Genomic DNA, 23,857 nt, shown 5'->3' with positions numbered 1-23,857 from the left:
AAACGATATTATCTCCGAATTTTAATGTTCAGTTTACTAACTATTTTTAGTTGTAATCCGAAGAAAAATCAATCCGAAACACATCAAAATACTTCATCCGAAGAAATATCCTTCAAATATTCGACCAAAAATAAAAACTTTGTCAGCGCACATCGTGGCGGAAGTGGAATACATGGTTTTCCCGAAAATTGTATCGAAACTTTTGAACATCTTTATCAAAAAGGAATTCAAATTTTTGAGATTGATGTTGCCGAAACAAAGGATAATCAACTTATTTTAATGCACGATAATTCGTTGCAACGAACAAGCACAGGGCGACAAGATGTCAATCAAGTTGACTTAAAAACCATTAAGGAATACTTTTTGGTAGATGATTTTGGACAACAAACGTCATACAAAATTCCGACTTTTGCAGAAGCGCTAAATTGGGGGAAAAGTAAACCGATTTATTTTATGGTTGACATCAAAAAAGGTGTTGATTATCGTGATATTGTGAAGACAATAGAACATGTAAACATGCAAAAACAGGTTGTTTTGGTGACGTATACAGTTGGTCAAGCGAAAAAGTTGCATCAACTTGCGCCAGATATGCTATTGTCTGTTTCGATGCGAAACGAACGCGAATTTAATGAAATGATGAACAGCGGAATTCCGACTGACAAAATGGTTGCCTTTACAGGAACTCGACGCAATGACAAATCATTTTTAAACAAAATTCATGACAAGGATATTTTGGTCATTTTTGGGACGTTAGGAAACTTAGACAAAAGTGTTTCGGCGAGAAATGGACAACTTTACCGCGATTTAGAAAAAGATGGTGTCGACATTTTTGCAACAGACAGAGCAATGGATGTACATCAAACGATTAATAAAAATTAAATGGAAACAATATCACTTAAGGATTCAAATTATTTTTCAAAATTGATGCTAAATTATATCAATCAAGACGAGGATTTGAAAAACTTCTACAACCTATTTCCAACCAAAGAAAACTATATAAAACAAGCGAAAAATAAGCTTGGACATTATAAAAATAGAGCAATTCTTGTTGAACAAATTTCGAAACAATTAGGTCATTTAGATTTATCGGAAAAGCAACAAAATAATCTACAAAAATTAAGAGAAAAGAATACAGTAACAATTACGACTGGACATCAATTAAATTTATTTACAGGTCCAATTTTCTTTTTTTATAAAATTTTGCAAGTTATCAAAGCATGCGAGGAATTGAATAATGAACAAAGTGAAATCAATTTTGTTCCGATGTTTTGGATGGCGACAGAAGATCACGATTTCGAAGAAATTAATCATTTCAAATTTGGAGATCGAATTATTCATTGGGAAAAAGAGTTTGGCGGACCAGTTGGACGTTTATCAACAGATGGTTTACAAAAAGTTTTTGATTCATTTTTGTCATTAATTCCAAACGGAAAAAAGAAAACTGAATTGCAAAATTTGATTGAAGCATCTTATTTATCGAATGATAATTTGACAGACGCAACACGAAAATTGGTTCATTTATTATTCAAAGATCTTGGATTGTTGATGATTGATGGAGATGATAAAGAATTGAAAAAATTGATGATTCCAACTTTTGAAGAAGAATTAATTCAGTCAATATCGTTCAAAAAAGTAATACCTCAAAATGAGAAATTAGAACAATTGGGGTATTCTATTCAAGTGAATCCTCGTGAGATAAATTTGTTTTATATCAATCAAAATAATTCGCGCGAACGTATTGTTGAACAAAATGGAACGTATTTTGTCAATAACACTTCAATCAAATTTTCGAAAGAAGAAATTATTGCCGATTTACATCAAAATCCAGATAAATTTAGCCCAAATGTGATTTTGAGACCATTGTACCAAGAAACAATTTTACCAAATGTTGCCTATGTTGGCGGCGGTGGCGAAATGGCTTATTGGTTACAACTGAAAGAAATGTTCGATCAATTTGAAGTTGATTTTCCACTTTTAGTTTTGAGAAATTCATTATTAATCCGAACTGAAAAACAACACGAAAAACAACAAAAACTAGATTTATCAAACGAAGATTTATTTTCGAATAGTTTAGCCATCACAAAAAAACGTTCGATAAATTCGTCAGAAATTGCTCCAAAACTTCCTGAATTGGAAGAAGAATTAAAAAGTATTTTTGATCGTTTGGAACATTTGAGTTCGTTAACAGAATCTTCTTTTGCGGATATGATACAAGCGCAGCGTACAAAACAGTTGAAAGGTTTTGAGAAAATAAAACAACGTTTGGTACATGCAGAAGTGAAAAAAAATGAGGATTTATTGAAGAGAATCGAGCAATTATTAAATGATCTTTCTCAACAAAATGGTTTGCAAGAACGTGTGAAAAATTTTGCTGATTTTGATTACATTAATATTCAGTATTTCATTGATTTTATTGAAGATAGTCTTCGACCTTTTGATTTCGAGTTCATCATAAATACATTGAAAGAGGAACTCTAAACAAAACATAATTTGTATATTTGACCACGAAAATTCATCTAAATGAAAAAAATATTAGCTTTATTGTTATTTGTTGGTGCATCAGCACTTTATGCTCAACAAAAAACGCATACAGTTCAAGCAAAAGAAACCGTTTACGGAATTTCGAAACAATATGGTGTTTCGCAAGAAGAATTGTATAAAGCCAATCCTAAAATTGAAAAAAATGGGATTCATCCAGGTGATTTGATTGTGATTCCAGGTAAAGGAACTACGACAACCAAACCAACTGAGACCAATACACAAACAACTACGTCAAACGTAAAAACTTCAGACGACAATTATCAATATATTACAATTGAGCCGAAAGAAACGGTTTACAATTTGACAAAAAAATATAAAATTTCGGAAGAAACATTGAACTCATTAAACCCTCAAATCAAAGAAAGAGGTTTAGAAGTTGGTGACGTAATCAAGCTTCCAAAAGATGTGACAAACAAAGTTTTTTCTGTTCCAAAAGGAACACATTTAATCAAAAAAGGAGAAACTTTATACACTTTAGCAAAACAATATAATGTAAGTGTTGACGATTTATATGCAGAAAATCCAGCTTTACAAACAGGTGTAAAAGAAGGAATGGTGATTACAATTCCTAAAAAATCTGGTTCTGTTGTGATTGAAGAAAATACGATCAATTATGTTGTTCAGAATGGAGATTCGGCTTACGGAATTTTAGAAAAATACAACACAAATTTAGATGAATTATTGCGTTTAAACCCTGATTTGATCAATGGTTTAAAAGCTGGAATGACTCTTAAAATTCCATTGCAAAAAAATGCTAAAATCATCAAATACGGAACTGCAGGGAAGTTGAAACGTGCTAATGACAACGAAATTAATGTTGCTATTATGCTACCTTTTGATGTTGCAAATAATCCGCAATTGAAAAATTCGCAAGCGATGCAATTTTTTACTGGAGCTAAATTAGCGTTGACTCGTTTGGCGAAAAAAGGTAAAAATGTAAATGTAAAAGTGATCGACACGAAAAGCGTAAACTTACAAGATATTCTATCAACAACAGATTTCAGTAAAACAGATGCAGTTATTGGTCCGTTGAACACGTCTGATGTTACGGAAGTTGCGAATTTCTTTAGCAATTCTGGTATTGCTGTGATTTCGCCTTATGCAAATGACGATTCGTTAAATTCTTTCAATGATTTATTGATTTCTAATCCAAAAGATGAAGTAATTGCAGATCAAATCATCGAAGAAATTGGGAAAAACTTTGCTGGAGAACAAGTTTATTTATTAACAAATCGTGACGATCAAGAGTTAGCAAGTTATACGAAAAAACAATTAGAAAAACAGTTGAAAGCAAATGTTGTGATTGTAGATAGCGCAGCAAAAATTGTTCAACCACACGACAAAGTAAACGGCGAAGATTATTACACACCAATTATCACAGTTTTAGTTGGTGATGATGATAATTTGGGAAAACAATATTTAGAGAAATTAAAAACATTTAACAAAGACAATATCAAAGCCTTCGGGATAAAATCAGTTTCGGTTTATGATGTTTATAGTGCAGATAATGCGAAGAATATTGATGCATTCCGTGAATTTGGTTTTGTGTTTAGTACTGCGCGATTAATCAATACAAGAGATACGGAAGTACAAAGTGTAATCAAAGATTTCAAGGAAGTTTATTGTGAATTTCCGACACGTTACGAGCAATTAGGTTACGATGTAACGTATGATATTGTGGACAGAATGAATAATAAAGGTGATGTTACCAACAATATTACAACAGAAAATACACGTTTGGCATCGAAGTTTGCATACAAAAAAATAAGCGGAAGCAAAGCTTATACGAACGATGCAAGCCGAATTGTACGTTTACCTAAAAAGTAATTTTATCAAAAATTATATACCAAAAAGCGATGCTAAAATTTAGCATCGCTTTTTCTTTTTATCAAGATTTAGAATTAAAACCTTGTATTGAACGGATTTTTTCTAAATTTGACTATGCACAAACTTAAAGACAATTTACTCGTAAAAGTTATTCTTGCCATTGTACTTGGAATTTCACTCGGCGGAATAATACCAGAAGCTATTGGTCGTATTTTTATGACTTTCAATGATTTTTTTAGCGAATTACTTAACTTTTTAATCCCATTAATCATTGTTGGATTAATCGTTCCATCAATTGGAAGATTAGGACAAACAGCCGGAAAATTATTATTAGCAACCGTTTTAATTGCTTACGGATCAACCATTTTTTCAGGATTACTAGGCTACTCAGCGAGTATGTCTATTTTTCCACAATTATTAGAACATCAAACTGGGCAAATTAATTTAGCAGAAAAAGCCAAAGAATTTACACCATACTTTTCGATAGAGTTTCCTCCGTTATTTGATGTAATGCCAGCTTTGGTATTTTCATTTCTTTTCGGAATTGGATTATCACGATTAAAAGATTCGACTTTTGGAAAATTTGCAGATGATTTCGAAGAAATTATTACGTATTTAATTCAAAATTTAATCATTCCATTATTACCAATTTTCATTTTCGGAATCTTCTTGAACATGTCATATTCAGGACAAGTTGTAACAATTATGAACGTATTCCTTAAAATAATTGGTGTAATTTTCGTGCTTCATGTTTTCTTATTAGTGCTTCAATTTACAATTGCTGGAATTATTACAAAAAAAAATCCATTTACCATGATGAAATTGATGTTACCAGCTTATTTCACAGCATTAGGAACACAATCTTCTGCTGCAACAATACCTATAACAATTGCGCAAGTAAAGAAAATTGGTGTTCGTGACGAAATTGCTAATTTCGCTGTGCCGTTGTGTGCGACAATTCATTTATCTGGTTCGATGTTAAAAATCGTTTGTTGTTGTTTAGCATTGATGTTAATCCAAGGAATGGAAATTGATTTTGTTCAATTTTTAGGATTTATCATGATGCTTGGAATTGCAATGGTTGCAGCTCCTGGAGTTCCTGGTGGAGCGATTATGGCAGCAATTGGTATTATTGCTTCTATGTTAGGATTTAATGCAGAAAATCAAGCTTTGATGATTGCACTTTATATCGCAATGGATAGTTTTGGAACAGCAGGAAATGTAACTGGAGACGGTGCAATTGCTGTAACGTTGAATAAATTATTCAAGAAAGAAGTTCAATAAAAAATAAAATATTAATTCAAAAAAAAAGAGTTCCAAAAAATATTGGAACTCTTTTTCGTTTTAAGAATATTTAAATAAATGAAGAATACATTTTATTAATTAGAAACCAACTCCTCCTGATTGCTCAGATTTGTTTTGTTGAGCTTCTGCACGATTTCGTACTTTTCCACCGAAATTATACGTAAATCCGATGTTCATTGTATGTGCTTCCCAACGGAATTTTCCTGTTGCTCTATCTGGATTATACATTTCTAAACGTCCATAAAATGTTCTGAAAATATCACTTACACGTGCACTCAAACTTGCTTTTCCTCCCATAAATGTGTAACGCGCTCCTAAATCCATACGCCACATATCGCGCATTTCTCCTTGGATAAATTTGTATTTCCCTTGATACATAAAGAAATGTTGTAAACTGATAGCTTTCGAAACTTTGAATGTATTATTCATACGAGCTGTTAAACGATTTGCATCAATCTCGACAAAGTATGGAACTTTAACCCCATTTTCTTCTTTCTCTTGTTGAACAACCATTGTGTTATGTGTATAATCTCCACTGATATTAGATGACCACCATTTTGTTGGCACAAGATTAAATGCTAATTCAAAACCATATGCATCTACTTTATCATAGTTTAGATAATTCTGAATATATGCTCCATAAACTTCTTCGTTTCGTAAAACATTTCTAAAAATATTGTCTTTAATATGTCTGTAAAACACATTCGCAGAAATAGAATTTTTACCAATTCGTTGTAAATATCCAACTTCGAAATTATCTGTATATTCTGGTCTTAATGCTGGATTTCCGATACTTGACATCATTGGTGTCGACCATTCTGGCACTGGAGATAATTGCCCAATTCCTGGGCGATCAATTCTACGGCTATAATTTAATGACACTTGTCCTTTTTCGGTAACATCATATGTTAAGAAAGCTGATGGAAAGAAATCTAATTTATCTTGTTCAATTTTTCCTTCTTCATTTACATTAACAACGAAATCTCCTTTGTCTCTAAACTGTTCTGCACGTAAGCCTAACTGCATTCCAAATTTCCCAAATTTTTGACCATAATTTACATATGCAGAAAAGAAATCTCGTGTAAAATTAAAATCTGTACTTGGATTGTATGTTTCACCTTTTACAATTATTCTTCGGTCTGTTAATAAAATATTATCGTTATCTTCTCTTCTAAATTGTAATCCAGCCTCTATTTTTCCACCATCTTTGATTTGATTCGTATAATCTAAATTAACACGAATGTTATTTGTTCTATCATCACGATCTTCATAATATTTTACTTCATCTGGATAAAAATTATGCATGTTTCGTAAATCTACACTTTTAGCTCTAGAGAAAAATGCGTCCAAAACAATGTTGTGATCTGCTTTATCAAAATCACGTTTGAAATTCAAACTATAATCTTGACTTCTCCAATCTCCATCAAAATTCGAATTATTGGGATAAAACTCTTGTGTTTTGGTATTCACCATATCCGATCCAATTAATCCATTTCCTTTTCCAAACCATTGATTTGTATAAATCGTCAAAGCTGTTTTGTCGTTGATGAACCAATCGAAACCAATTTTACCTGCTTGGCTTTCGTCATTGTTTAAAATATCAATTGCACTTTTGAAATTTGTGTCAAAATTATTTAAAGAGCCATGAAATTCACTTGGACGTTTATTGTAACTATAATTTCCGAAAAAATTGAAAGAACCTGTATTTACATTTGCTGTTAACGAATTATTGAAACGACTTTTCTTCCCTTGCTCATAACCTGTACTCAATGCAACATTGTATCCTTTTTTCTTTCCTTTTACCATCACTATATTGATGATTCCAGATTTTCCGTCCGCCTCATATTTTGCAGAAGGATTAGTAATAATTTCTACACGCTGAATTTGATTCGAAGGAATTTGCTTCAATACTTGCGATGCTGATAAAGATGAAGGCTTTCCATCAATATAAATTTTCACATTTTCATTTCCACGTAACGATAATTCTCCTGTTTGTTGATCAACATTTACAGACGGAATGTTATTCAAAACCGCAGCAGCATCCGCTCCAGAAGAAATTAAATCATTTCCTACTTCTACAACACGTTTGTCTATTTCGTTACGATATTGAGAAACTTCTGCACGAACGAAAGCACCTTTCAATTCTACAGTTTCAGTTTTAGCAGTTTCTAAAATGATGTTACCTAAATTTAACTCACCTCCTTTTACTTCTGCAGTTGTTACAGATTGTTGATAACCAAATTCTGTAATCACCAAACGATAACTTCCGTCTTCTAAATCTGGAATCTCGAATGTTCCGTCTGCGTTCGCATACACTTCATCGAATAATTCTTTTGAATCTGCTTTATAAATCTGAATCGCAGCCATACCAACCGCTTCATTTTTTGCATTTTCAATCTTTCCTTTCACAGGATGTTGTTCCTGCGAGAATCCGTAAATAGAGCAAACGGAGAAAAGAATAGCTAAAGTAAATTTGTTTAATTTCATAGTTAATATTTTTTAACAGTACTATGTTTTACATAATACATAATAAGAGTTGTCCGTACTTTTTCCTAATTAGACGTTTTAAAAAATGTTTTGTTACAAAATTTTTAAACTTTTTTTTAAATTTTAAAGTACTATGTTTTACATAATAGGTAAACCCAATTGTTGGATGATTTTATTAATAAGACGCAACAACTTCAAAAATGTTACAAGAATTTTTAATTTTTTTTTAAAATTTTTTTCCTCGGCTGAAAAACTTACATTTATCATTCAATTAATATTAATCAAAAAATTGCTAAAACATTGAGTTCAATTGTCATATTAGGTGCAGGAAATGTTGCGTTTCACTTAACTCGTGCATTAATCGAAAACACTTGCAATGTTCGACAAATTTTCAATAGAACATTAGAACATGCTAGAGAAATCGGAGAAGCAAATAGAATTTCGTATACTGATAAAATTTCTGAAATAGAAAAAGCAGACATTTATATTATTGCAAGTGCCGATTCTGGAATCGAAGAATTCTCTCATTATATTCCGTATGATGATGTTTTGGTTGTTCATACTTCTGGATCGTCTCCTATGTCTGTTCTGAAAGGCGATTACCGAAAAGGCGTTTTTTATCCATTGCAAACTTTTTCGAAAGAAAGAACAATGCGTTATGATAATATTCCATTTTTCATCGAGGCGGAAAATTCTGAAGATTTGAAGAAATTGAATGAATTAGGGAATCGTATTTCAAACGAAGTTCATGAACTAAATTTTGCAAGTAGAATGCAAGTGCATATGACAGGTGTTTGGGCAAATAATTTTGTCAATCATTTATATTATATCGCTGGAAATATTTGTGAGCAAAACAATGTTCCGTTCGATGTTTTGTTACCTCTTATACAGGAAACAGCAAATAAAGTCATCGAAATGAGTCCAAAAGATGCGCAAACTGGTCCAGCAAAACGTGGAGATCAAGTGATTATTGATCGTCATTTAGAGGCCTTACAAGATGATTCGAGATTATTACAGATTTACCAAATATTGACAGATTCAATCAAACGAGTTTACGAAAAATGATAAGTTATAAAGAAAAACTAAATAACATTAAAACCGTTATTTTAGATGTAGATGGAGTTTTGACAGATGGAAATTTAATTTTATTACCAACTGGCGAAATGGTGAGAACAATGAATACGCGCGATGGTTATGCAATGCAATTAGCCATCAAACAAGGAATACGAATTGCGGTGATTACAGGCGGAAGAGATGAAGCTGTTGTAAATCGTTTAAAATATTTAGGCTTAACTGATATTTATGTAAACAAACGTGATAAAGTAGAAGCTTTCGAAGATTTACTTTTTTCTTATGGATTAGATCCTGATGAAATTGCTTATATGGGCGATGATTATCCAGATTTAGCTGTGATGAATTTAGTAGGATTATCTGCTTGTCCAAATGATGCGTGTATGGATGTGCGCAAAGCTTCGGAATATATTTCACCAGAAAACGGTGGAAAAGGTTGTGTTCGCGATTTATTAGAGCAAATCTTGAAAGTTCAAAACAAGTGGTATAATGCAGAAGAAATTGCTTCTGTATAAAAGTTTTTGAAATGTTATTAACAGAAAAATTAAAAGATACCAATATCATTTTGGCATCACAGTCGCCAAGAAGAAAAGAACTTTTAGCTGGATTAGGATTGAAATTTTCGACAATTTCATTGGATATTGACGAAACATTTGATCGCAACGAATTCAAGAAAGAACAAATCACCGAATATCTTTCCGTTAAAAAAGCAAAAGCTTATACGGATATTCAACCAAATGATTTGATTATTACTTCGGATACAACTGTTTGGGTAGATGATGAATCGTTAGAAAAAGCTTCGAACAGAGAAGAAGCGTACGAAATGATTAAAAAATTGAGTGGAAAAACACATTCTGTTTATACATCAGTTACGATTCGTTCTATCGAGAAAGAAGTTACTTTTTCGGACGAAACACAAGTTACTTTCGCAGATTTGACAGACGAAGAAATATATTTCTATATCGATAATTACAAACCTTTTGATAAAGCGGGTGCTTACGGCGTTCAGGAATGGATTGGTTATATTGGTGTGGACAATATGAATGGAAGTTATTTCAATGTAATGGGACTTCCTACACATAAGCTATATAAAGAATTAGTGAAATTCTAAACATACAATCCAGCTTCGGCTGGATTTTTTTATTCTACAATTATCGTATTTTTGTTTTTCTAAAAAATCAATTTTATGAAGGTCGGTTTATATTTTGGATCATTCAATCCTATTCATGTCGGACATTTAATTATTGCCAATCATTTTCAACAATTCACCGATTTGGATCAGGTTTGGTTTGTGGTTTCTCCTCAAAATCCGTTAAAGAAAAAAAGTTCTTTGGCAAATGAATATGATCGATTAGAAATGGTAGAATTAGCGATTAAAGATTATCCTAATCTGCGTGCATCGAATATCGAATTTACGTTACCGAAACCGTCGTACACAATTGATACGTTAATTCATCTAAACGAAAAATTTCCTGAGCATAATTTTGCGTTGATTATGGGTTCTGATAATTTAGATGGAATTTCGAAATGGAAAAACGCTGAGATTTTAATGCGCGATTATCAAATGTATGTTTATCCGCGTCCTGGTTATTCGCAAGAAGAAAATTTGGATAATGTCGAAATGGTTGAAGCGCCTTTGATGGAAATTTCTTCTACATTTATCAGAAATGCAATCAAAAATGGAAAAAATATCAAGCCTATGTTACCTCCAAAAGTTTGGGAATATTTGGATGGAAGTAATTTGTATGGATAATTTAATTTGAAAATGATAGAATTTGAAGATTATGGATTGGGAAAATTTTATAGAATATGAATCATTAATAATTCAAAAACAATTTGCTGGAGAAATTCGATTTGGTCCAACTTTTTTCTCGCTTAATTCTAATCCAGAAATTAAAGAATTGAATAATAAAATCTTTGGAGATTGGTTTTATAAACACAATTCGATGATATATTTACAACAATGGAATTCTACTAAAAATCCAGATATAAATCTTATTTCAATAAATATATTTACACTTGAATATAAAATTGTATTAGAAAATATAAAATCTGTTTTTGGGGAAATGAGATGCAGAAATAATCAATTATATTTTGTAGATAAATACAATAAAAAAGAATATTTAATCACAGAATCATGACAAAACAAGCTACTATAAATAATTTAGACGAATTGGTTCCTTTATTTGATGCATATCGTCAATTTTATGATAAGAAATCTGATGTAAAAGCAGCAGAAGAATTTCTAAGAGCCAGAATTGTAAATGATGAATCGGTTATCTTTTTAGCCTATAATAAAGACGAAAAAGCCGTTGGTTTTGTACAATTGTTTCCTTCATTTTCATCTACTCGAATGAAACGTTTTTGGATTTTGAATGATTTATTTGTTTCGCCAGAATTTCGCGGACAAGGTTTTGCAAGAGAATTGATTGAAGAAGCAAAAAGTTTATGCCGTAAAACTGATGCTTGCGCGATGCTGTTAGAAACCAGTGTTACGAATGATATTGGAAATTCATTATATCCAAGTGCTGGATTTCAATTGCGCGATGATGCAAATTTTTATGAATGGGAAGTTTAACCAAATTGACGTTTTAATTCGTAGATAATATCTTCTAAACCATTTAGTTTTATTTCGTAAACGGTGGATAATAAAACGCCTAATTTTCCTTTCGGAAAACCACCTTTACCAACAAACCATTCCAAATAAGAAACAGGTAAATCGCACAACAATCGCCCTTCGTATTTACCGAAAGACATTTTTGTTGTGACAATTTCTTTTAATATTTCGGGACGAAATCCTTCCATTATTTTACTACAGTTCCTTTGTACGTCGACATTCCATCTTTGAAATTCTTCGCATTTTTGAAACCTTTTTCTTGCATTTTTTCTGTTGCTAATTTTGCTCTAACACCAGATTTGCAATAAATGAAATAATTCTTTTTTGTATCTAATTTCTGAATTTCTTCTTCGAAATTTGGATTTTTCACATCTATATTTACCGCTCCAGGAACATGACCTTCAGCAAACTCTTCAGGTGTACGAACGTCTAACAAAACATTCTTATTACTCTTGAAATTAATTTCATTTACATTGTCTAATGTCGAAGTTATTTCTTCTATTTTCGCTTCTTTTCCTTCTGAGCTTGACGAATTGCTTGCACAAGAACCTAAAAAAAGTGTTCCTGCAATCATTGCAACTCCTAAAATTTTATTTACCATTATATTGATTCATTGTATTACCTAATCCTTGAAAAATAAACGACAAAACTGCATCAGCAGCCAAATTCAATCGTTCATTCATTTTTTCATTTTCTTCTGCCGACCAATCGCCTAACACATAATCCACTTGTTTACCTTCCGAAAATTCGTTTCCTACACCAAAGCGTAATCGCGCATAATTTTGTCCGCCAACTTTATTTTGAATATCCTTCAAACCATTGTGTCCACCATCGCTACCTTTTCCACGCATACGAATTGTTCCGAAAGGCAAGTTCAAATCATCTGTAATGACAAAAATATTTTCTAACGAAATATTTTCTTTTTTCATCCAAAAACGAACCGCATCTCCACTCAAATTCATGTATGTATTTGGTTTTAACAACGTAACTGGACGCGCTTTATATTTAAACTGTGCTACTTCACCAAAATTTGATGGTGAAAATTTAGCATCAACTTTTTTAGCAACTTCTTCAACAACCTTGAAACCAATATTATGACGAGTATTTTCGTATTGAGCACCAATATTACCAAGCCCAATAATCAGATATTTTTGCATGAAACAAAATTACATCTTTTTGCAATGATTAGAAATAAATATTTACCTTTGCTTTAAAGTCTACTGAATTGGTATAGATTTTGTAAATACATGAAATCGATAAAAAATTATCATGAGAAAAATAATTAGCGTTTTAATATTATTTGTTGGAATTAATGCATTTTCGCAAAAAATTCCGTCAGTGATGAAAACTGAATTTCCCGCAACAGCTTTGCAAGATAGCGTAGTTGATTTAGAAGGAAATTCGGCAACCATAGAAAAAGTTTTTTCAAACTATAAAGGAAAAATTGTCTTGTTGGATTTATGGGCAACTTGGTGTGGAGATTGTATCAAAAACATGCCTGCTTTGAAATCTTTGCACGAAAAAAATCCTGACGTAACCTTTGTTTACCTTTCAATGGACAAGAATGAGGAAGCTTGGAAAAATGGTATTAAAAAATATCAGATTGAAGGTCAACACTTTTACTTAGGAAACAACTGGAAAGGCAATTTTGGCACAGGGATTGATTTAAATTGGATACCGAGATATTTGGTTCTTGATCAAAATGGAAAAATTGCAGATTACTACAGCGTAAAAGCTGATGATCCTAAAGTTCAAGAAACAATTGATCGTTTAAGAAATAAATAGTTTATAGTTTACCAACCAAATGGTGATTGAAATTGAAAAATCAATCACCATTTTCTTTTATTAATCATTAGAAATCAATATCTTTCATAGAATAAAAATAAATATTCTATAATTTTTTATAGATCATTTTTTGTATCAAACTTTTAGTTATTATTGCATTGATTTTAATACCCTTTTTATTTATATGAAAATATGCTTCGTAATGTATCCTTGGGACAAGGTTGAACCAGGAAAAGACACCACTATGCGAATTATTAAAGAATGCGTAGATCGTGGATTTGAAGTATCCTATTTAACAAAAAAAGATATCTCTATTGCCAAGGGCAAAGTTGTAGGAAACTGCAAAAAGATGATAACTACAGAAACAAATGATTGTGTTGAATTTTATCACACCATGAAATTTGAAAGTAGTATAAAAGATTTGACCGAATTTGATATAATTTTTATGAGAGCCGATCCACCAATTGATCCGCTTTTGTTGAATATGTTAGAATTAATCGAAGATAAAGTTTTCTTCGTGAATAAAATTTCGGGATTACGTAAAGCAAATAATAAAATATACGCCGCATCTTTTGATGATGGTCTAGAAACAATTGTTCCTCAAACACTTATTACAAAAGATATTGATTTGATAAAATCGTTTGTAGAGGAAAATAATTTCGAGAAATTTATCATCAAACCATTAGACGGAATGGGTGGTAAAGGTGTTATACTTTTCGAACGAAAAAATATTGGTAACTTAAGCTCGATTTGCGATTTTTATATCAATCATACCGGGAATTCTCAGCCTATTATTTGTCAAAATTATATAGAAGGTGCAGAAAAAGGTGATGTTCGCGCCATTGTGATTAATGGTGAACCGATTGGTGCAATTATGCGTGTTCCTGCAGAAGGTGACCACCGTTCTAATATTTCGGCTGGTGGTTCTGCGATTAGACATGATATGAGTGAACATGAGTTAGATTTATGCCGTAAAATAGGAAAACAATTAAATGAAGATGGAATTTATTTTTGCGGAATTGATTTGATTAACGGAAAAATGGTTGAGCTAAATGTCGTAAGTCCTGGAGGAATTGTTCCTCACAATAATGTAAACAATAACAACGAAATTCAGAAACAAATCATATCGATGTTATTGGAGAAATATAAAGAATTTAAAGCATGAAATCCATAAGTATACAGCAAATTTTAGATAATATTGAGAACGAAATTGTATTTGAAGCTTATGCAGAAGACGAATCATTCAAAATAAAAATTGACGAATACATTCCTTACGTTTGTGCTGCCATTCATGATGGTGGACAAATGCGTGACGATATTCGCGAAAAATGTTTATTAAGCAATTATGAACGTTGGTACGAGGAAGATCCGCATACTGCTGAGTTTGTAGAAACTTTTCCAATCTTAATTCAAGGTTGTGATTCTCGATTTGAATACGATCTAAATCGTGGTCCAGAAACTGCTGTGTACGAAGAAGCTTGGGGAAAACAGGTTTGGAAAGAGCCTTTATCGGTTTCACAAAAACAAAAAAGTATTGCAAAACATCATGCTTTTTATGAGGTTTTAGAAGCTTTAATCAACAAGCTTGAAACTAAATTCAAGTCATGTTTAGTTTATGATATTCATTCGTACAATTGGAAACGTTGGGATCGTCCGGTTCCTGTGTTCAACATTGGTGCGGAGCGAGTTGATAACGAACGTTACGGAAATTATGTAGAAAGTTGGCGCGATGAATTAGCGAATATTGAGTTAGAAAATATTCACAATTATTCAGCGATTAACGATGTATTTTATGGACGCGGATATTTGTTAGAATTTGTTACAAATCGATTCAAAAATACATTGGTTTTAGCGACAGAAGTTTCAAAAATTTATTGCGATGAATTGACAGGAGAATCTTTTCCAGAGATTATTAACCAAATAAAAGAAGGTTTTAAATCGGCGATTCTTAACCACGCTTACGAGTTTGTAAAAACGGAAACGACGTACAAAGTAGGTTCTAAGCAAGTGAATATTTTGCACAATGAATTAGAATCTGATTTGGTCAAAATTGATAAACAATTGTATCAATTGGTTCAAAATTTTGAGTTGTTGAGTGTCATCAATCCGATTAATTTAGAATTTGAAAAGAAGAAATTCTTAGCTTCAAAATATACATACGAACCACAATTTAAGTACAATCCGCTTAACATTGATCCATTCGAATTTAAACGAAAATTATCGAATATTAAAGTCGAGAAAATCAATGATATTAGTATTCAAAATATGTATGTTAACACGATTAACGCTTATTTTGACAAGGTAGATTTGTTGGCGAATCTTGGTACGGATAAATTTTTGTACAATTCGTTGCGTTATTTTGGCGAACCATCTAAAAAAGATATCGAAAATGCGAACTTTATCCTTTATTGTCCTGAGTTTAGAATGGATAAACAAGGCAATTATACAGAGGAAGAAGTGGTTGATCTTTTTAGAAATGCTACAAATGATTATGGCTTCAAATTTGACATCGAAGTTTCGGATGATATCGCATCAAAAGCGCTTGTGATCAATAGTAAGAGAAAAGTTGTGATTAAACGTGGCGTTAAATTTGACAAACGTTTTACAAATGGTTTAATCGAGCACGAAATTGGAGTTCACATGGTAACAACGATGAATGCATTGGATCAACCATTAAAAATCTTTAGTATTGGTTTACCTGTGAATACGTTGACGCAAGAAGGTTTAGCGATTTTAAGCGAATATTACTCTGATTCTATTAATCATAGCCGATTAAGAGAACTTGGTTTACGCGTTATGGCGGTACATATGTTGACAAATGGAAAATCGTTCAATGAAACATTTATGACCTTGATGGAAGAATACAAAATGCAACCAGAAGATGCATTTTATCTGACAACTCGCGTTTATCGTGGTGGTGGTTTTACAAAAGATGCACTTTACTTGAAAGGTTTGAAAACAATTTTGAATTATGTTGATCAAGGGCGTTCTTTGGATAATTTATTGATTGGAAAAACTTCAGTTGAATACATTGATACAATTGACGAATTAGTTGAGCGTAAAATGATTAATAAACCAAAATATCATACCAAAATTTTCAAAAAACATCTTGAAAATCCAGAAATCAACCCTATTTTACAATATATTTTTAACGGAATAAAAGATTAAAAAATAAAAACCCACTCAAATTTGAGTGGGTTTTGTGTTATTATGAACTAATATTTAATCTTTTTTCTCAATTCTTTTATCAAAATAGAATAATACAATTCCTAATGCAATAATACCTAAACCAAATAAACTTTCTTTTGGTTTTTGCATCAAAACGAAATAACAGATATATAAACTAAATGCTAAAAATATAGCAGGTAAGACATAAAAGAATTTACTTTTGATAATAGTTAATTGATCTTGTTTGATAAAGAAAGCTGTACAAACTGCTAATGTTGCTAATATTTGTAAAACAAACGATGTATAGGTAAAAATCACTTCAAAATCTCCTGAAAAAATTAGCAAAATACTAATTGCTGTATGCACCCAAATTGCACGAACTGGAATTCTATTTTTGTTCTCTTTCGCCATAAAATTCCACAATTTATTTTCGCGCGCTGTGGCTTGCGTCAAACGAGAACCAATCCACAAATAACCGCTAATCGTCGCAATCAATTGTAAAGCAATAAAGCAACTCACCCATTTTACATTATTTCCAAGCAGATTACCGAACGAAATATTTGCAACATTTTCTTGTCCAGCCAAAGTTGCTGCTGATGCATGTTTCAAGAAAACATAATTTAGCAAAACATAAGAAATCGTGACAAAAATAACGCCTATAAATAGTGCTTTTGGTAAGTTTTGTTTTGGTTGCTCAATTTCTTCTACGATGTATGAAGCCGAATTCCAACCTGTATAAGCAAAAGTAACATAAACCAAAGACGTCGCAAATGCAGGAAGTAACAATTCATTTTTCCAAGTCGAATCAAAAACTACCGCATTTGGCTCAACTGCTGGAGCAAAATAAAAACCTAAAGCAATTAAAACAACAATAAATACAACTTTTAGAATAGTAAAAATATTCTGAAAGTTACTACTCAAATTTAGACTGAATGATTGAAAAACGGCAACAATCAAAATCATGGCTATTGCAAATTCTTTTCCTAAATCAAACCCGAAAACATTCAAGTATTTTCCCATTGCCAAAGCCGCTAAAGAAATTGGCGCTGAGAAACCAACGAATAAAGAAATCCAACTTGATAAATAACCAAAAACGGGATGAAATGTCCGAGATAAATAAATATAATCTCCTCCTGATTGTTTAAATTTTGAAGCTAATTCCGAATAAATAAATGCGCCAATCAACGCTAACAATCCTCCTATTGACCACAATAATAAGATAGAAGTTGTATTTTTAAGATCAGAAATTTGATAACCCAAACTGGTAAAAACACCTGTTCCGATCATATTCGAAATCACTAATGCTGCTGCGGTTTTCCAACCAATTTTTGAATGTGCCATACACAAAAAAGTGCCAATTGAATGTTTGAATTTACATTAAAATTGACACTTAGAATATTTTATTATTGATTAAAATTTAAAACTTGCACGCGCAAAATAATACGCTCCTGTCATCCCCATTTGCACCGGTGCATACGGAAAAACTCCATAATAAGAATTTTCGTAAACTTGCTTGTCTGGGAAAACATCAAACAAATTATTTGCACCAATTGTAAAGTTGAAATTCTTTGTAATATCATAACCAATCGAAGCATCCGTCACCACTTTTCCCGTGTGTTCTTGGATACTTCCCCAAGGATATCCATCTTTTGTCACTTTTCCGAAATACGTGTTACGCACCATAAAATTGAATCCAGAAATTGCATAATTCAATCCTAAAGTTGCTTTTGTTTTTGGGCTTAATGATTCGATAATATTGACTTGATCAGGACCAAAAAATTCTTCTGTTGGAATTGTCAAAGCTGTTGGAAAATGATATCCGACAATTTTTGTTTCGTTTATATTTCCTGATAAACTTGCATTCAATTTTCCTCGACCTAAACGAGTATCATAAGAAATTACTAAATCCAAACCTTTGGTTTCTGTATCAATTGCATTCGTAAAAATACGCGCTGTCGCTACATTATATTTTTCTAAAGCAGGATCTGTGATATCAGAAGTTAAGACAATTCGGTCATCAACTTTTATAAAATATCCATCCAATGTGATGAATAATTTTGAAGTCGGACGAAATGTTAAACCTAAACTTGCATTGATTGATTTTTCTTCTTTTAATTTATCCAAACCAATTTCTTTCGACAATTCAGACTCATTTCGAATAATTCCTTTTGTTACCAAAACTTGATCACCATTATCATTCAAGAATAAATCGGTATACGAATTACTGAAATATTTTTGTTGTAAAGAAGGTGCTCTAAATCCTGTCGAAATCGCTCCACGAACCGAATATCCTTTTGCGTATTCATATCGCATCGCTAATTTTCCGTTGATTGTACTTCCAAAATCTGAGTAATTTTCAAATCGTCCAGCTAAATCAGCCGTAAAATCTCCAAATTTCAATTCTCCATCTACATAAGCCGCAACTGAGTGACGATCACCTTTTACAACATTCAATGGAGAAAACCCTACAAAAGATTCAGATCCAGAACCTGAATAAGACGCTTCATCTCCAGCTTCAATTTTATATTGTTCAAAACGATATTCTCCTCCAAACGCTAAACTAACATTTTGATTGATTCGTTTCGAAAAATCTAAATTGACTGTATTTTGTAAAAATTGATGTTTCCCAGCGTAAAAATCGGTTGGAGAATTTAAGCCTAATGATTGATTAATTGAATTTTCTAAATCATACTTGAATGAATTTAATCCAAAAGTATTGCTCAAGTCAACTTTCCATCCATCATATGAATAACGTAATCCTGTAGAATTTGAATAATCATTTACATTAGATTTTAACGTTGCTTGAAAACCATTTGGATAAATTTTTAACGCATCTTCAGACAATTCACTTGGCAATCTTCTAAAACCAAATCCATTACCTTGGCGCAACGAAACTCCTCCAAATGAATAAAAATCTAATCGATCATTAATCGCCGTTTCAGCATTTACAAAAAATTGTTGATTCTTGATTGCCGCATCTCCAATTTGAAATCTAAAATCTTTTCTCGAAAGCCCTAAAGCAGCAATTTTAGCGTCATCCACAGCTCTTGCTACATCTGGATCATCTGCAAAATCGTACGCGAAATTATCTCCAAAAATATCTAAATTATGATCTTTCGAGCGATTTGTTTTTTTACGTTCACTTACAACAGCCGAAAAAACAATCGAACCCGATTGTCCTAGTTTCGTTCCATAACTTCCGTTAAAATTGTACGTTTCTCCATCATTTCGAGAAGTCTGACCATACGTCAAAGACGCGTCACCAACTGGTTTAGATTTCAAAACAATATTTACAACTCCCGCAATTGCATCAGAACCATATTGCGCAGCCGCACCATCACGTAAAACTTCAATTTTATCAATTGCTGAAATCGGAATTGCGCCTAAATCTGTTCCTACAGAACCATTTCCAACTGTATTTTGGTAATTCACCAACGAAGTTGTGTGACGTCGTTTTCCATTAATCAAAACTAAAACCTGATCTGGTCCCATTCCACGCAATGTCACAGGATCGATATGCTCAGTTCCATCGGCAGATGATTGACGAACAGAATTAAAAGAAGGAATAACCACATTCAAAATATCATTCACACTCAATTGAGGAGAAGACGTTTTCAATTTCTCAACATCGATAATATCGACAGGAACTGACGAATTAACCACCGTTCTTTCTGATGTACGACCACCGATTAAAATAACTTCGTTAAGATTTGTTTCCTCCTTTTCAACTTCTTGAGCAAAAAGTGTAGATGCGCAAATAAATGCGAATGAAGCAAGTAAAAATTTGTTTCTTTTCATTTTTAATTTTCATAAAACTTTCAAGAAACCAACAGATAAAAGTGAAATACTTTTACTCATCTTTCCCTCTAATAGGTTGGATTTAGCACCTTAGATTATAAGTCATCTGGTTGCTAAGGTTTCACAGGGCCAATCCCTCCACCTTTCTTGATAAGTTATGCAAAGGTAATGTTAAAAAATGAAAACGCAAACAATACTCTATCAATTTTATAGAGTTATTGAATTAACAACGAAATATCCAATTCTTGGCTTTCGTCTAAATTCATCATCGCATTGATTCGTTTGAATGATTTAAAATTAACTAAATCTGAAACTTTTATATTTTTCTGAATGATCTCGCCTGATTGTAACAAAGCTTCTCGCATTGTTCCTTTCAACAGAAAAGTTCGTGGCGTGATCCATTGAGAACCGTCAAAAAAAACAATATTCGAATAAATACAATCTGTAATATAATTTGATTTTACCAAGACCAAATCATCTGTTTTTGAATCTTTTAAATATTCATCAAAAAACCAACGATCCATATATTTGTAGGAATAATCAATTTTATTTTCGATCTCAAAAAGTTGAATACTTTCAATGGGTTTGATTTGATACGATTGAAATTCTATCGATTGAATTTCACGATCATAAACAATTCTAACTTTATATTTTTCGTCCGTTAAGTCTGTCGGAAACTTAATAATTTCGTCCAATAAAATCGGATTGATTTCAGTAAAATTATCATTTCTTGTTCGAGCAAATCTCGCTTGATGAAATTCTAAATTTCGAAGTTGTTTGTTTACACAACAAATCGATTCAATAAATTGGAACATATACTTTCTGAATTAATTCTTCGTACTCTGCTTTTGCCTTACTTTTTGCTGTTATTCCTCCTCCACTCTTGAAAAATAATTCACCTTGATTATTTTCGATGAAACGAATCATCACAGCACTATCAAGATTTTCGCCATCAAAAACACCAAAAACTCCTGTATAAAAATTTCGATGATACTTCTCGGCTTCTAAAATAATTTCAACGGTTTTCTTTTTGGGCGCACCGCAAATAGAACCAGCAGGTAAAAGTTGATCGAAAATCGTTCCTAAATTTTGACTATAATCATCATTCAAATCGCCTTTTATCTCAGAACTTACTTGCAAAAGTGTTGCATCATTTGTCTTCACCTCATCCATGTAGCGATAATTTATCACCTCAACATTTTCGGAAACAAGACTCAAATCATTTCTGATTAAATCGACAATTGTTGCATGTTCGGCAGCTTCTTTTTCATCATTCAAAATAAGTTGCTTCGCATTTAGAATCGAGGCATCAATGGTTCCTTTCATTGGATTTGAAAAGATTTTTTGATCTTCAATTTTCACAAAACGTTCGGGAGAAAAACAAACAAATTCGTTTTTATATTTCAGTTTATATTTTGCTTCAGAAAACTGAAAAATTTCGTTCAAAGACAAATCAGTTTCGATTTTTGTTGGAAGCGTTAAATTCGTTAAATATGAATTTCCAAACAAAAGATTATCGTAAACATAATTGAATTTTGGCAAATATTCGTCAAAGGAAATCGGGAATTTATTGAATTTAAAATCTTTCTGAAAAGATTCTTTTTTTTGTGAATCTATTTCAAATTTTATCTCATCAGGTAATTCATTTAACGGAATTACTTCTCCATTTTCTTTCAAAAAATCGATCATAAAAAAAAAGGGAACTTTTGCAGCTCCCAATTCATTCATTTTCGTAAAAATCGAATGCTTTGCTAACATTCGATAAAATTAATATTATTCTTGATTTGTACCAAGTAGATCAATTTCTGTTTTTTCATCATCTGTCAAAATCATATCTTTTAACATAAAATATACCATAATATAAGCAAATGGATACGTTGCAAGAGCACCTACATAACAAGCAATAGCACCAATTGAAGCAACCAGACTAACTACAATCGCCATTAAAACCATCCACCAAAAATTCTTTTTCACAATTGCATAAGACGTTTTCATTGCGTCAATAGCGCTCATATTTCCATAATGAATAAGATACGGAGCCAGATAAATACACGCTTGTAAGAACAATAAAAATACTGTCGCCACTAAGATGTATAACATACCAAAAAGCGATGAACCAATCATTAATGCTGGGTTTACATTTTCGGGATCATTAAACATAAGTGGTAAAAAAGAAAAAATAATGTATGGTAACATTACAACTATTGCGACTCCCATTACGATAAGTGTTAAAAGGAAATAGCTTCCTATATTTTTGAAACCTCCAAAAAAGTCACCTAGCTCTAACGACATTTTGTTTTCGGCACGTTCTGCACCAATCATAAATCCCATTATAAGTGGATACATCACAAAAAGCAATCCGATTATAGTGAAGGAAGTAAACATATAAATAATAGCTGCAACAAGAGCATAAATAACAAATGGCTGCCAATTATTTTGAAAAAGTTCTAATGATTGATTGAAATATTTCCCAATATCAAATTGAAATTTATTGTTTTTGTAATACTCAATTTTGTTGTAGTCTAATGTTTTCATCTTAACGTTGGTTTAATTGAAATTAATGTAAATTTGCTTGATTAGTAGAATAAAATTAATAATTGTTACAACATGAATGCAAACGATTTATTATCAATCATAAAAAATAGACGCTCTATATTTCCTCCGCAATACAATCAAGAAGAAATTACACGCGAAGAATTGAATCAAATTTTTGAGGCAGCAAATTGGGCGCCGTCTCATAAAAAAACAGAACCTTGGCGTTTTGTTGTTTTAGAAGGACCTGCAAAAGACCGTTTCCGCGAATACGTGAAGCGTGTTTATGTGCAAGGAACGCCAACAGATCAATTGAGCGACAGAAAAATAAATGCATTAATTGAGAAATGTGATAAGTCGAATAAAATTGTTTTAATCAATTTTATCAACACAGAAAAAAATCCTGAATGGGAAGAATTAGCTGCAACCTCTATGGCTGTTCAAAATATGTGGTTAATGGCAAGTGCCTTAAATATTGGTGCATATTGGTCTTCTCCAGCAAATGTAATTGCAAATGTTGATGAGTTTACAACTATGGAAGAAGGTGAAAAATGCGTTGGTGTTTTCTATATGGGAAAATTTGATGGAGAAATCCCAGAAGCTATTCGTCAACCAATCGAAGATAAAGTGAGATTTTTAGAATATTAAAAATCTTCTGAAAATAATTTGAGAAAGACTACTATTTTTTAGTGGTCTTTTTTATTAAATAGAAAATCAACTCTTTAT

General features: G+C 32.0%; 23 protein-coding genes and 1 riboswitch. Of the genes, 14 read left to right on the top strand and 9 right to left on the bottom strand.

The features are described from left to right. Positions 1–24 precede the first annotated feature (24 nt). The 4 genes from N5D46_RS05380 to N5D46_RS05365 all read left to right on the top strand — a co-directional run bounded on the left by N5D46_RS05380 (position 25) and on the right by N5D46_RS05365 (position 5,652). Positions 25–879 carry a glycerophosphodiester phosphodiesterase family protein gene (locus N5D46_RS05380; protein ID WP_280049377.1) on the top strand — a complete coding sequence of 285 codons (855 nt, stop codon included), beginning with the start codon at positions 25–27 and terminating at the stop codon, positions 877–879. Continuing rightward, positions 880–2,478, top strand: a complete 1,599-nt coding sequence (gene bshC, locus N5D46_RS05375) for a bacillithiol biosynthesis cysteine-adding enzyme BshC (protein WP_280049375.1) — start codon at positions 880–882, stop codon at positions 2,476–2,478. Between the two features lie 42 nt (positions 2,479–2,520). Beyond that, positions 2,521–4,368, top strand: coding sequence for a LysM peptidoglycan-binding domain-containing protein (locus tag N5D46_RS05370; protein ID WP_038336376.1), 1,848 nt, complete (start codon positions 2,521–2,523; stop codon positions 4,366–4,368). Between the two features lie 114 nt (positions 4,369–4,482). Further along, complete coding sequence (locus N5D46_RS05365; RefSeq protein WP_038336378.1) at positions 4,483–5,652, top strand: dicarboxylate/amino acid:cation symporter; 1,170 nt, start codon at positions 4,483–4,485, stop codon at positions 5,650–5,652. A gap of 99 nt (positions 5,653–5,751) precedes the next feature. Here N5D46_RS05365 and N5D46_RS05360 read toward each other — a convergent pair whose 3' ends face one another. Continuing rightward, positions 5,752–8,160 carry a TonB-dependent receptor gene (locus tag N5D46_RS05360; RefSeq protein WP_280049370.1) on the bottom strand — a complete coding sequence of 803 codons (2,409 nt, stop codon included), beginning with the start codon at positions 8,158–8,160 and terminating at the stop codon, positions 5,752–5,754. A gap of 300 nt (positions 8,161–8,460) precedes the next feature. On the opposite strand from N5D46_RS05360, the gene N5D46_RS05355 reads away from it, so the two are divergent. The 6 genes from N5D46_RS05355 (at position 8,461) to N5D46_RS05330 (ending at position 11,809) form a co-directional block, all read left to right on the top strand. After that, complete coding sequence (locus tag N5D46_RS05355) at positions 8,461–9,225, top strand: Rossmann-like and DUF2520 domain-containing protein (RefSeq protein WP_038336382.1); 765 nt, start codon at positions 8,461–8,463, stop codon at positions 9,223–9,225. After that, on the top strand, positions 9,222–9,746 hold the full coding sequence (locus N5D46_RS05350) for an HAD hydrolase family protein (protein WP_114998734.1): 525 nt from the start codon (positions 9,222–9,224) through the stop codon (positions 9,744–9,746). The genes N5D46_RS05355 and N5D46_RS05350 overlap by 4 nt, the downstream gene beginning before the upstream one ends. An 11-nt stretch (positions 9,747–9,757) precedes the next feature. After that, on the top strand, positions 9,758–10,342 hold the full coding sequence (locus tag N5D46_RS05345) for a Maf family nucleotide pyrophosphatase (protein WP_280049368.1): 585 nt from the start codon (positions 9,758–9,760) through the stop codon (positions 10,340–10,342). Positions 10,343–10,417: 75 nt separating this feature from the next. After that, positions 10,418–10,984, top strand: coding sequence for a nicotinate (nicotinamide) nucleotide adenylyltransferase (nadD, locus tag N5D46_RS05340; RefSeq protein WP_280049366.1), 567 nt, complete (start codon positions 10,418–10,420; stop codon positions 10,982–10,984). Between the two features lie 31 nt (positions 10,985–11,015). Beyond that, the gene (locus N5D46_RS05335; RefSeq protein WP_280035389.1) at positions 11,016–11,372 is read left to right on the top strand and encodes a hypothetical protein; all 357 of its coding nucleotides are present in this window, start codon (positions 11,016–11,018) and stop codon (positions 11,370–11,372) included. Further along, complete coding sequence (locus N5D46_RS05330) at positions 11,369–11,809, top strand: GNAT family N-acetyltransferase (RefSeq protein ID WP_280035390.1); 441 nt, start codon at positions 11,369–11,371, stop codon at positions 11,807–11,809. Before N5D46_RS05335 ends, N5D46_RS05330 begins: the two co-directional genes overlap by 4 nt. Here N5D46_RS05330 and N5D46_RS05325 read toward each other — a convergent pair. Genes N5D46_RS05325 through pth form a run of 3 tightly spaced genes read right to left on the bottom strand, consistent with a single transcriptional unit; the run spans position 11,806 to position 13,005 of the window. Continuing rightward, positions 11,806–12,036 (bottom strand): DUF3820 family protein, encoded by a 231-nt coding sequence (locus N5D46_RS05325; protein WP_280035391.1) that lies wholly within the window; start codon positions 12,034–12,036, stop codon positions 11,806–11,808. The genes N5D46_RS05330 and N5D46_RS05325 overlap by 4 nt on opposite strands. Continuing rightward, complete coding sequence (locus N5D46_RS05320) at positions 12,036–12,449, bottom strand: rhodanese-like domain-containing protein (protein ID WP_280049364.1); 414 nt, start codon at positions 12,447–12,449, stop codon at positions 12,036–12,038. Before N5D46_RS05320 ends, N5D46_RS05325 begins: the two co-directional genes overlap by 1 nt. Next, entirely contained in the window at positions 12,439–13,005 is a 567-nt protein-coding gene (pth, locus tag N5D46_RS05315) for an aminoacyl-tRNA hydrolase (RefSeq protein ID WP_038336392.1), read from the bottom strand. Before pth ends, N5D46_RS05320 begins: the two co-directional genes overlap by 11 nt. Before the next feature lie 112 nt (positions 13,006–13,117). Here pth and N5D46_RS05310 point away from each other — a divergent pair, with 112 nt between their 5' ends. From N5D46_RS05310 to N5D46_RS05300, 3 genes are all read left to right on the top strand, one after another. After that, positions 13,118–13,633 carry a TlpA disulfide reductase family protein gene (locus tag N5D46_RS05310; RefSeq protein WP_221855624.1) on the top strand — a complete coding sequence of 172 codons (516 nt, stop codon included), beginning with the start codon at positions 13,118–13,120 and terminating at the stop codon, positions 13,631–13,633. A gap of 184 nt (positions 13,634–13,817) precedes the next feature. Beyond that, complete coding sequence (gene gshB / locus N5D46_RS05305; protein ID WP_280049361.1) at positions 13,818–14,798, top strand: glutathione synthase; 981 nt, start codon at positions 13,818–13,820, stop codon at positions 14,796–14,798. Then, positions 14,795–16,801 (top strand): flavohemoglobin expression-modulating QEGLA motif protein, encoded by a 2,007-nt coding sequence (locus tag N5D46_RS05300; protein WP_280049359.1) that lies wholly within the window; start codon positions 14,795–14,797, stop codon positions 16,799–16,801. Before gshB ends, N5D46_RS05300 begins: the two co-directional genes overlap by 4 nt. 54 nt (positions 16,802–16,855) lie before the next feature. Here the strand turns inward: N5D46_RS05300 and N5D46_RS05295 are convergent, their stop codons facing one another. The 5 genes from N5D46_RS05295 to N5D46_RS05275 form a co-directional block, all read right to left on the bottom strand. Beyond that, positions 16,856–18,142, bottom strand: coding sequence for an amino acid permease (locus tag N5D46_RS05295; protein WP_280049357.1), 1,287 nt, complete (start codon positions 18,140–18,142; stop codon positions 16,856–16,858). A gap of 69 nt (positions 18,143–18,211) precedes the next feature. Further along, entirely contained in the window at positions 18,212–20,599 is a 2,388-nt protein-coding gene (locus tag N5D46_RS05290) for a TonB-dependent receptor (RefSeq protein ID WP_280049355.1), read from the bottom strand. Between the two features lie 53 nt (positions 20,600–20,652). After that, positions 20,653–20,756, bottom strand: a riboswitch (SAM riboswitch). A gap of 58 nt (positions 20,757–20,814) precedes the next feature. Beyond that, positions 20,815–21,414: an aminotransferase class IV gene (locus N5D46_RS05285; RefSeq protein WP_280049353.1), complete on the bottom strand. Its 600-nt coding sequence runs from the start codon at positions 21,412–21,414 to the stop codon at positions 20,815–20,817. Further along, the gene (locus N5D46_RS05280; RefSeq protein ID WP_280049351.1) at positions 21,398–22,357 is read right to left on the bottom strand and encodes an aminodeoxychorismate synthase component I; all 960 of its coding nucleotides are present in this window, start codon (positions 22,355–22,357) and stop codon (positions 21,398–21,400) included. Before N5D46_RS05280 ends, N5D46_RS05285 begins: the two co-directional genes overlap by 17 nt. Before the next feature lie 15 nt (positions 22,358–22,372). Further along, complete coding sequence (locus N5D46_RS05275) at positions 22,373–23,134, bottom strand: hypothetical protein (RefSeq protein WP_280049349.1); 762 nt, start codon at positions 23,132–23,134, stop codon at positions 22,373–22,375. A 72-nt stretch (positions 23,135–23,206) separates the two neighbouring features. Here N5D46_RS05275 and N5D46_RS05270 point away from each other — a divergent pair, with 72 nt between their 5' ends. Beyond that, a complete protein-coding gene (locus tag N5D46_RS05270) occupies positions 23,207–23,779 on the top strand; it encodes a nitroreductase (protein ID WP_280049347.1) in 573 nt (190 codons plus the stop codon). Positions 23,780–23,857 lie beyond the last annotated feature (78 nt).

Source organism: Empedobacter sp. GD03865 (genome assembly GCF_029840775.1).
Lineage (GTDB): Bacteria > Bacteroidota > Bacteroidia > Flavobacteriales > Weeksellaceae > Empedobacter > Empedobacter falsenii_B.
The sequence above is the reverse complement of the archived record's forward strand: the minus strand, read 5'-3'. Positions and strand labels throughout refer to the sequence as shown.

Excerpts from the sequence above, each read along its gene's own strand:
- N5D46_RS05365 (WP_038336378.1), top strand. The coding sequence starts at position 4,483 with ATGCACAAACTTAAAGACAATTTACTCGTAAAAGTTATTCTTGCCATT.
- N5D46_RS05285 (WP_280049353.1), bottom strand. The coding sequence starts at position 21,414 with ATGTTCCAATTTATTGAATCGATTTGTTGTGTAAACAAACAACTTCGA.
- N5D46_RS05275 (WP_280049349.1), bottom strand. The coding sequence starts at position 23,134 with ATGAAAACATTAGACTACAACAAAATTGAGTATTACAAAAACAATAAA.
- N5D46_RS05295 (WP_280049357.1), bottom strand. The coding sequence starts at position 18,142 with ATGGCACATTCAAAAATTGGTTGGAAAACCGCAGCAGCATTAGTGATT.
- N5D46_RS05325 (WP_280035391.1), bottom strand. The coding sequence starts at position 12,036 with ATGGAAGGATTTCGTCCCGAAATATTAAAAGAAATTGTCACAACAAAA.
- gshB (WP_280049361.1), top strand. The coding sequence starts at position 13,818 with ATGAAAATATGCTTCGTAATGTATCCTTGGGACAAGGTTGAACCAGGA.
- N5D46_RS05380 (WP_280049377.1), top strand. The coding sequence starts at position 25 with ATGTTCAGTTTACTAACTATTTTTAGTTGTAATCCGAAGAAAAATCAA.
- bshC (WP_280049375.1), top strand. The coding sequence starts at position 880 with ATGGAAACAATATCACTTAAGGATTCAAATTATTTTTCAAAATTGATG.
- N5D46_RS05280 (WP_280049351.1), bottom strand. The coding sequence starts at position 22,357 with ATGTTAGCAAAGCATTCGATTTTTACGAAAATGAATGAATTGGGAGCT.
- N5D46_RS05290 (WP_280049355.1), bottom strand. The coding sequence starts at position 20,599 with ATGAAAAGAAACAAATTTTTACTTGCTTCATTCGCATTTATTTGCGCA.
- N5D46_RS05310 (WP_221855624.1), top strand. The coding sequence starts at position 13,118 with ATGAGAAAAATAATTAGCGTTTTAATATTATTTGTTGGAATTAATGCA.
- N5D46_RS05300 (WP_280049359.1), top strand. The coding sequence starts at position 14,795 with ATGAAATCCATAAGTATACAGCAAATTTTAGATAATATTGAGAACGAA.
- N5D46_RS05335 (WP_280035389.1), top strand. The coding sequence starts at position 11,016 with ATGGATTGGGAAAATTTTATAGAATATGAATCATTAATAATTCAAAAA.
- N5D46_RS05330 (WP_280035390.1), top strand. The coding sequence starts at position 11,369 with ATGACAAAACAAGCTACTATAAATAATTTAGACGAATTGGTTCCTTTA.
- N5D46_RS05320 (WP_280049364.1), bottom strand. The coding sequence starts at position 12,449 with ATGGTAAATAAAATTTTAGGAGTTGCAATGATTGCAGGAACACTTTTT.
- N5D46_RS05360 (WP_280049370.1), bottom strand. The coding sequence starts at position 8,160 with ATGAAATTAAACAAATTTACTTTAGCTATTCTTTTCTCCGTTTGCTCT.
- nadD (WP_280049366.1), top strand. The coding sequence starts at position 10,418 with ATGAAGGTCGGTTTATATTTTGGATCATTCAATCCTATTCATGTCGGA.
- N5D46_RS05350 (WP_114998734.1), top strand. The coding sequence starts at position 9,222 with ATGATAAGTTATAAAGAAAAACTAAATAACATTAAAACCGTTATTTTA.
- N5D46_RS05370 (WP_038336376.1), top strand. The coding sequence starts at position 2,521 with ATGAAAAAAATATTAGCTTTATTGTTATTTGTTGGTGCATCAGCACTT.
- N5D46_RS05270 (WP_280049347.1), top strand. The coding sequence starts at position 23,207 with ATGAATGCAAACGATTTATTATCAATCATAAAAAATAGACGCTCTATA.
- N5D46_RS05345 (WP_280049368.1), top strand. The coding sequence starts at position 9,758 with ATGTTATTAACAGAAAAATTAAAAGATACCAATATCATTTTGGCATCA.
- pth (WP_038336392.1), bottom strand. The coding sequence starts at position 13,005 with ATGCAAAAATATCTGATTATTGGGCTTGGTAATATTGGTGCTCAATAC.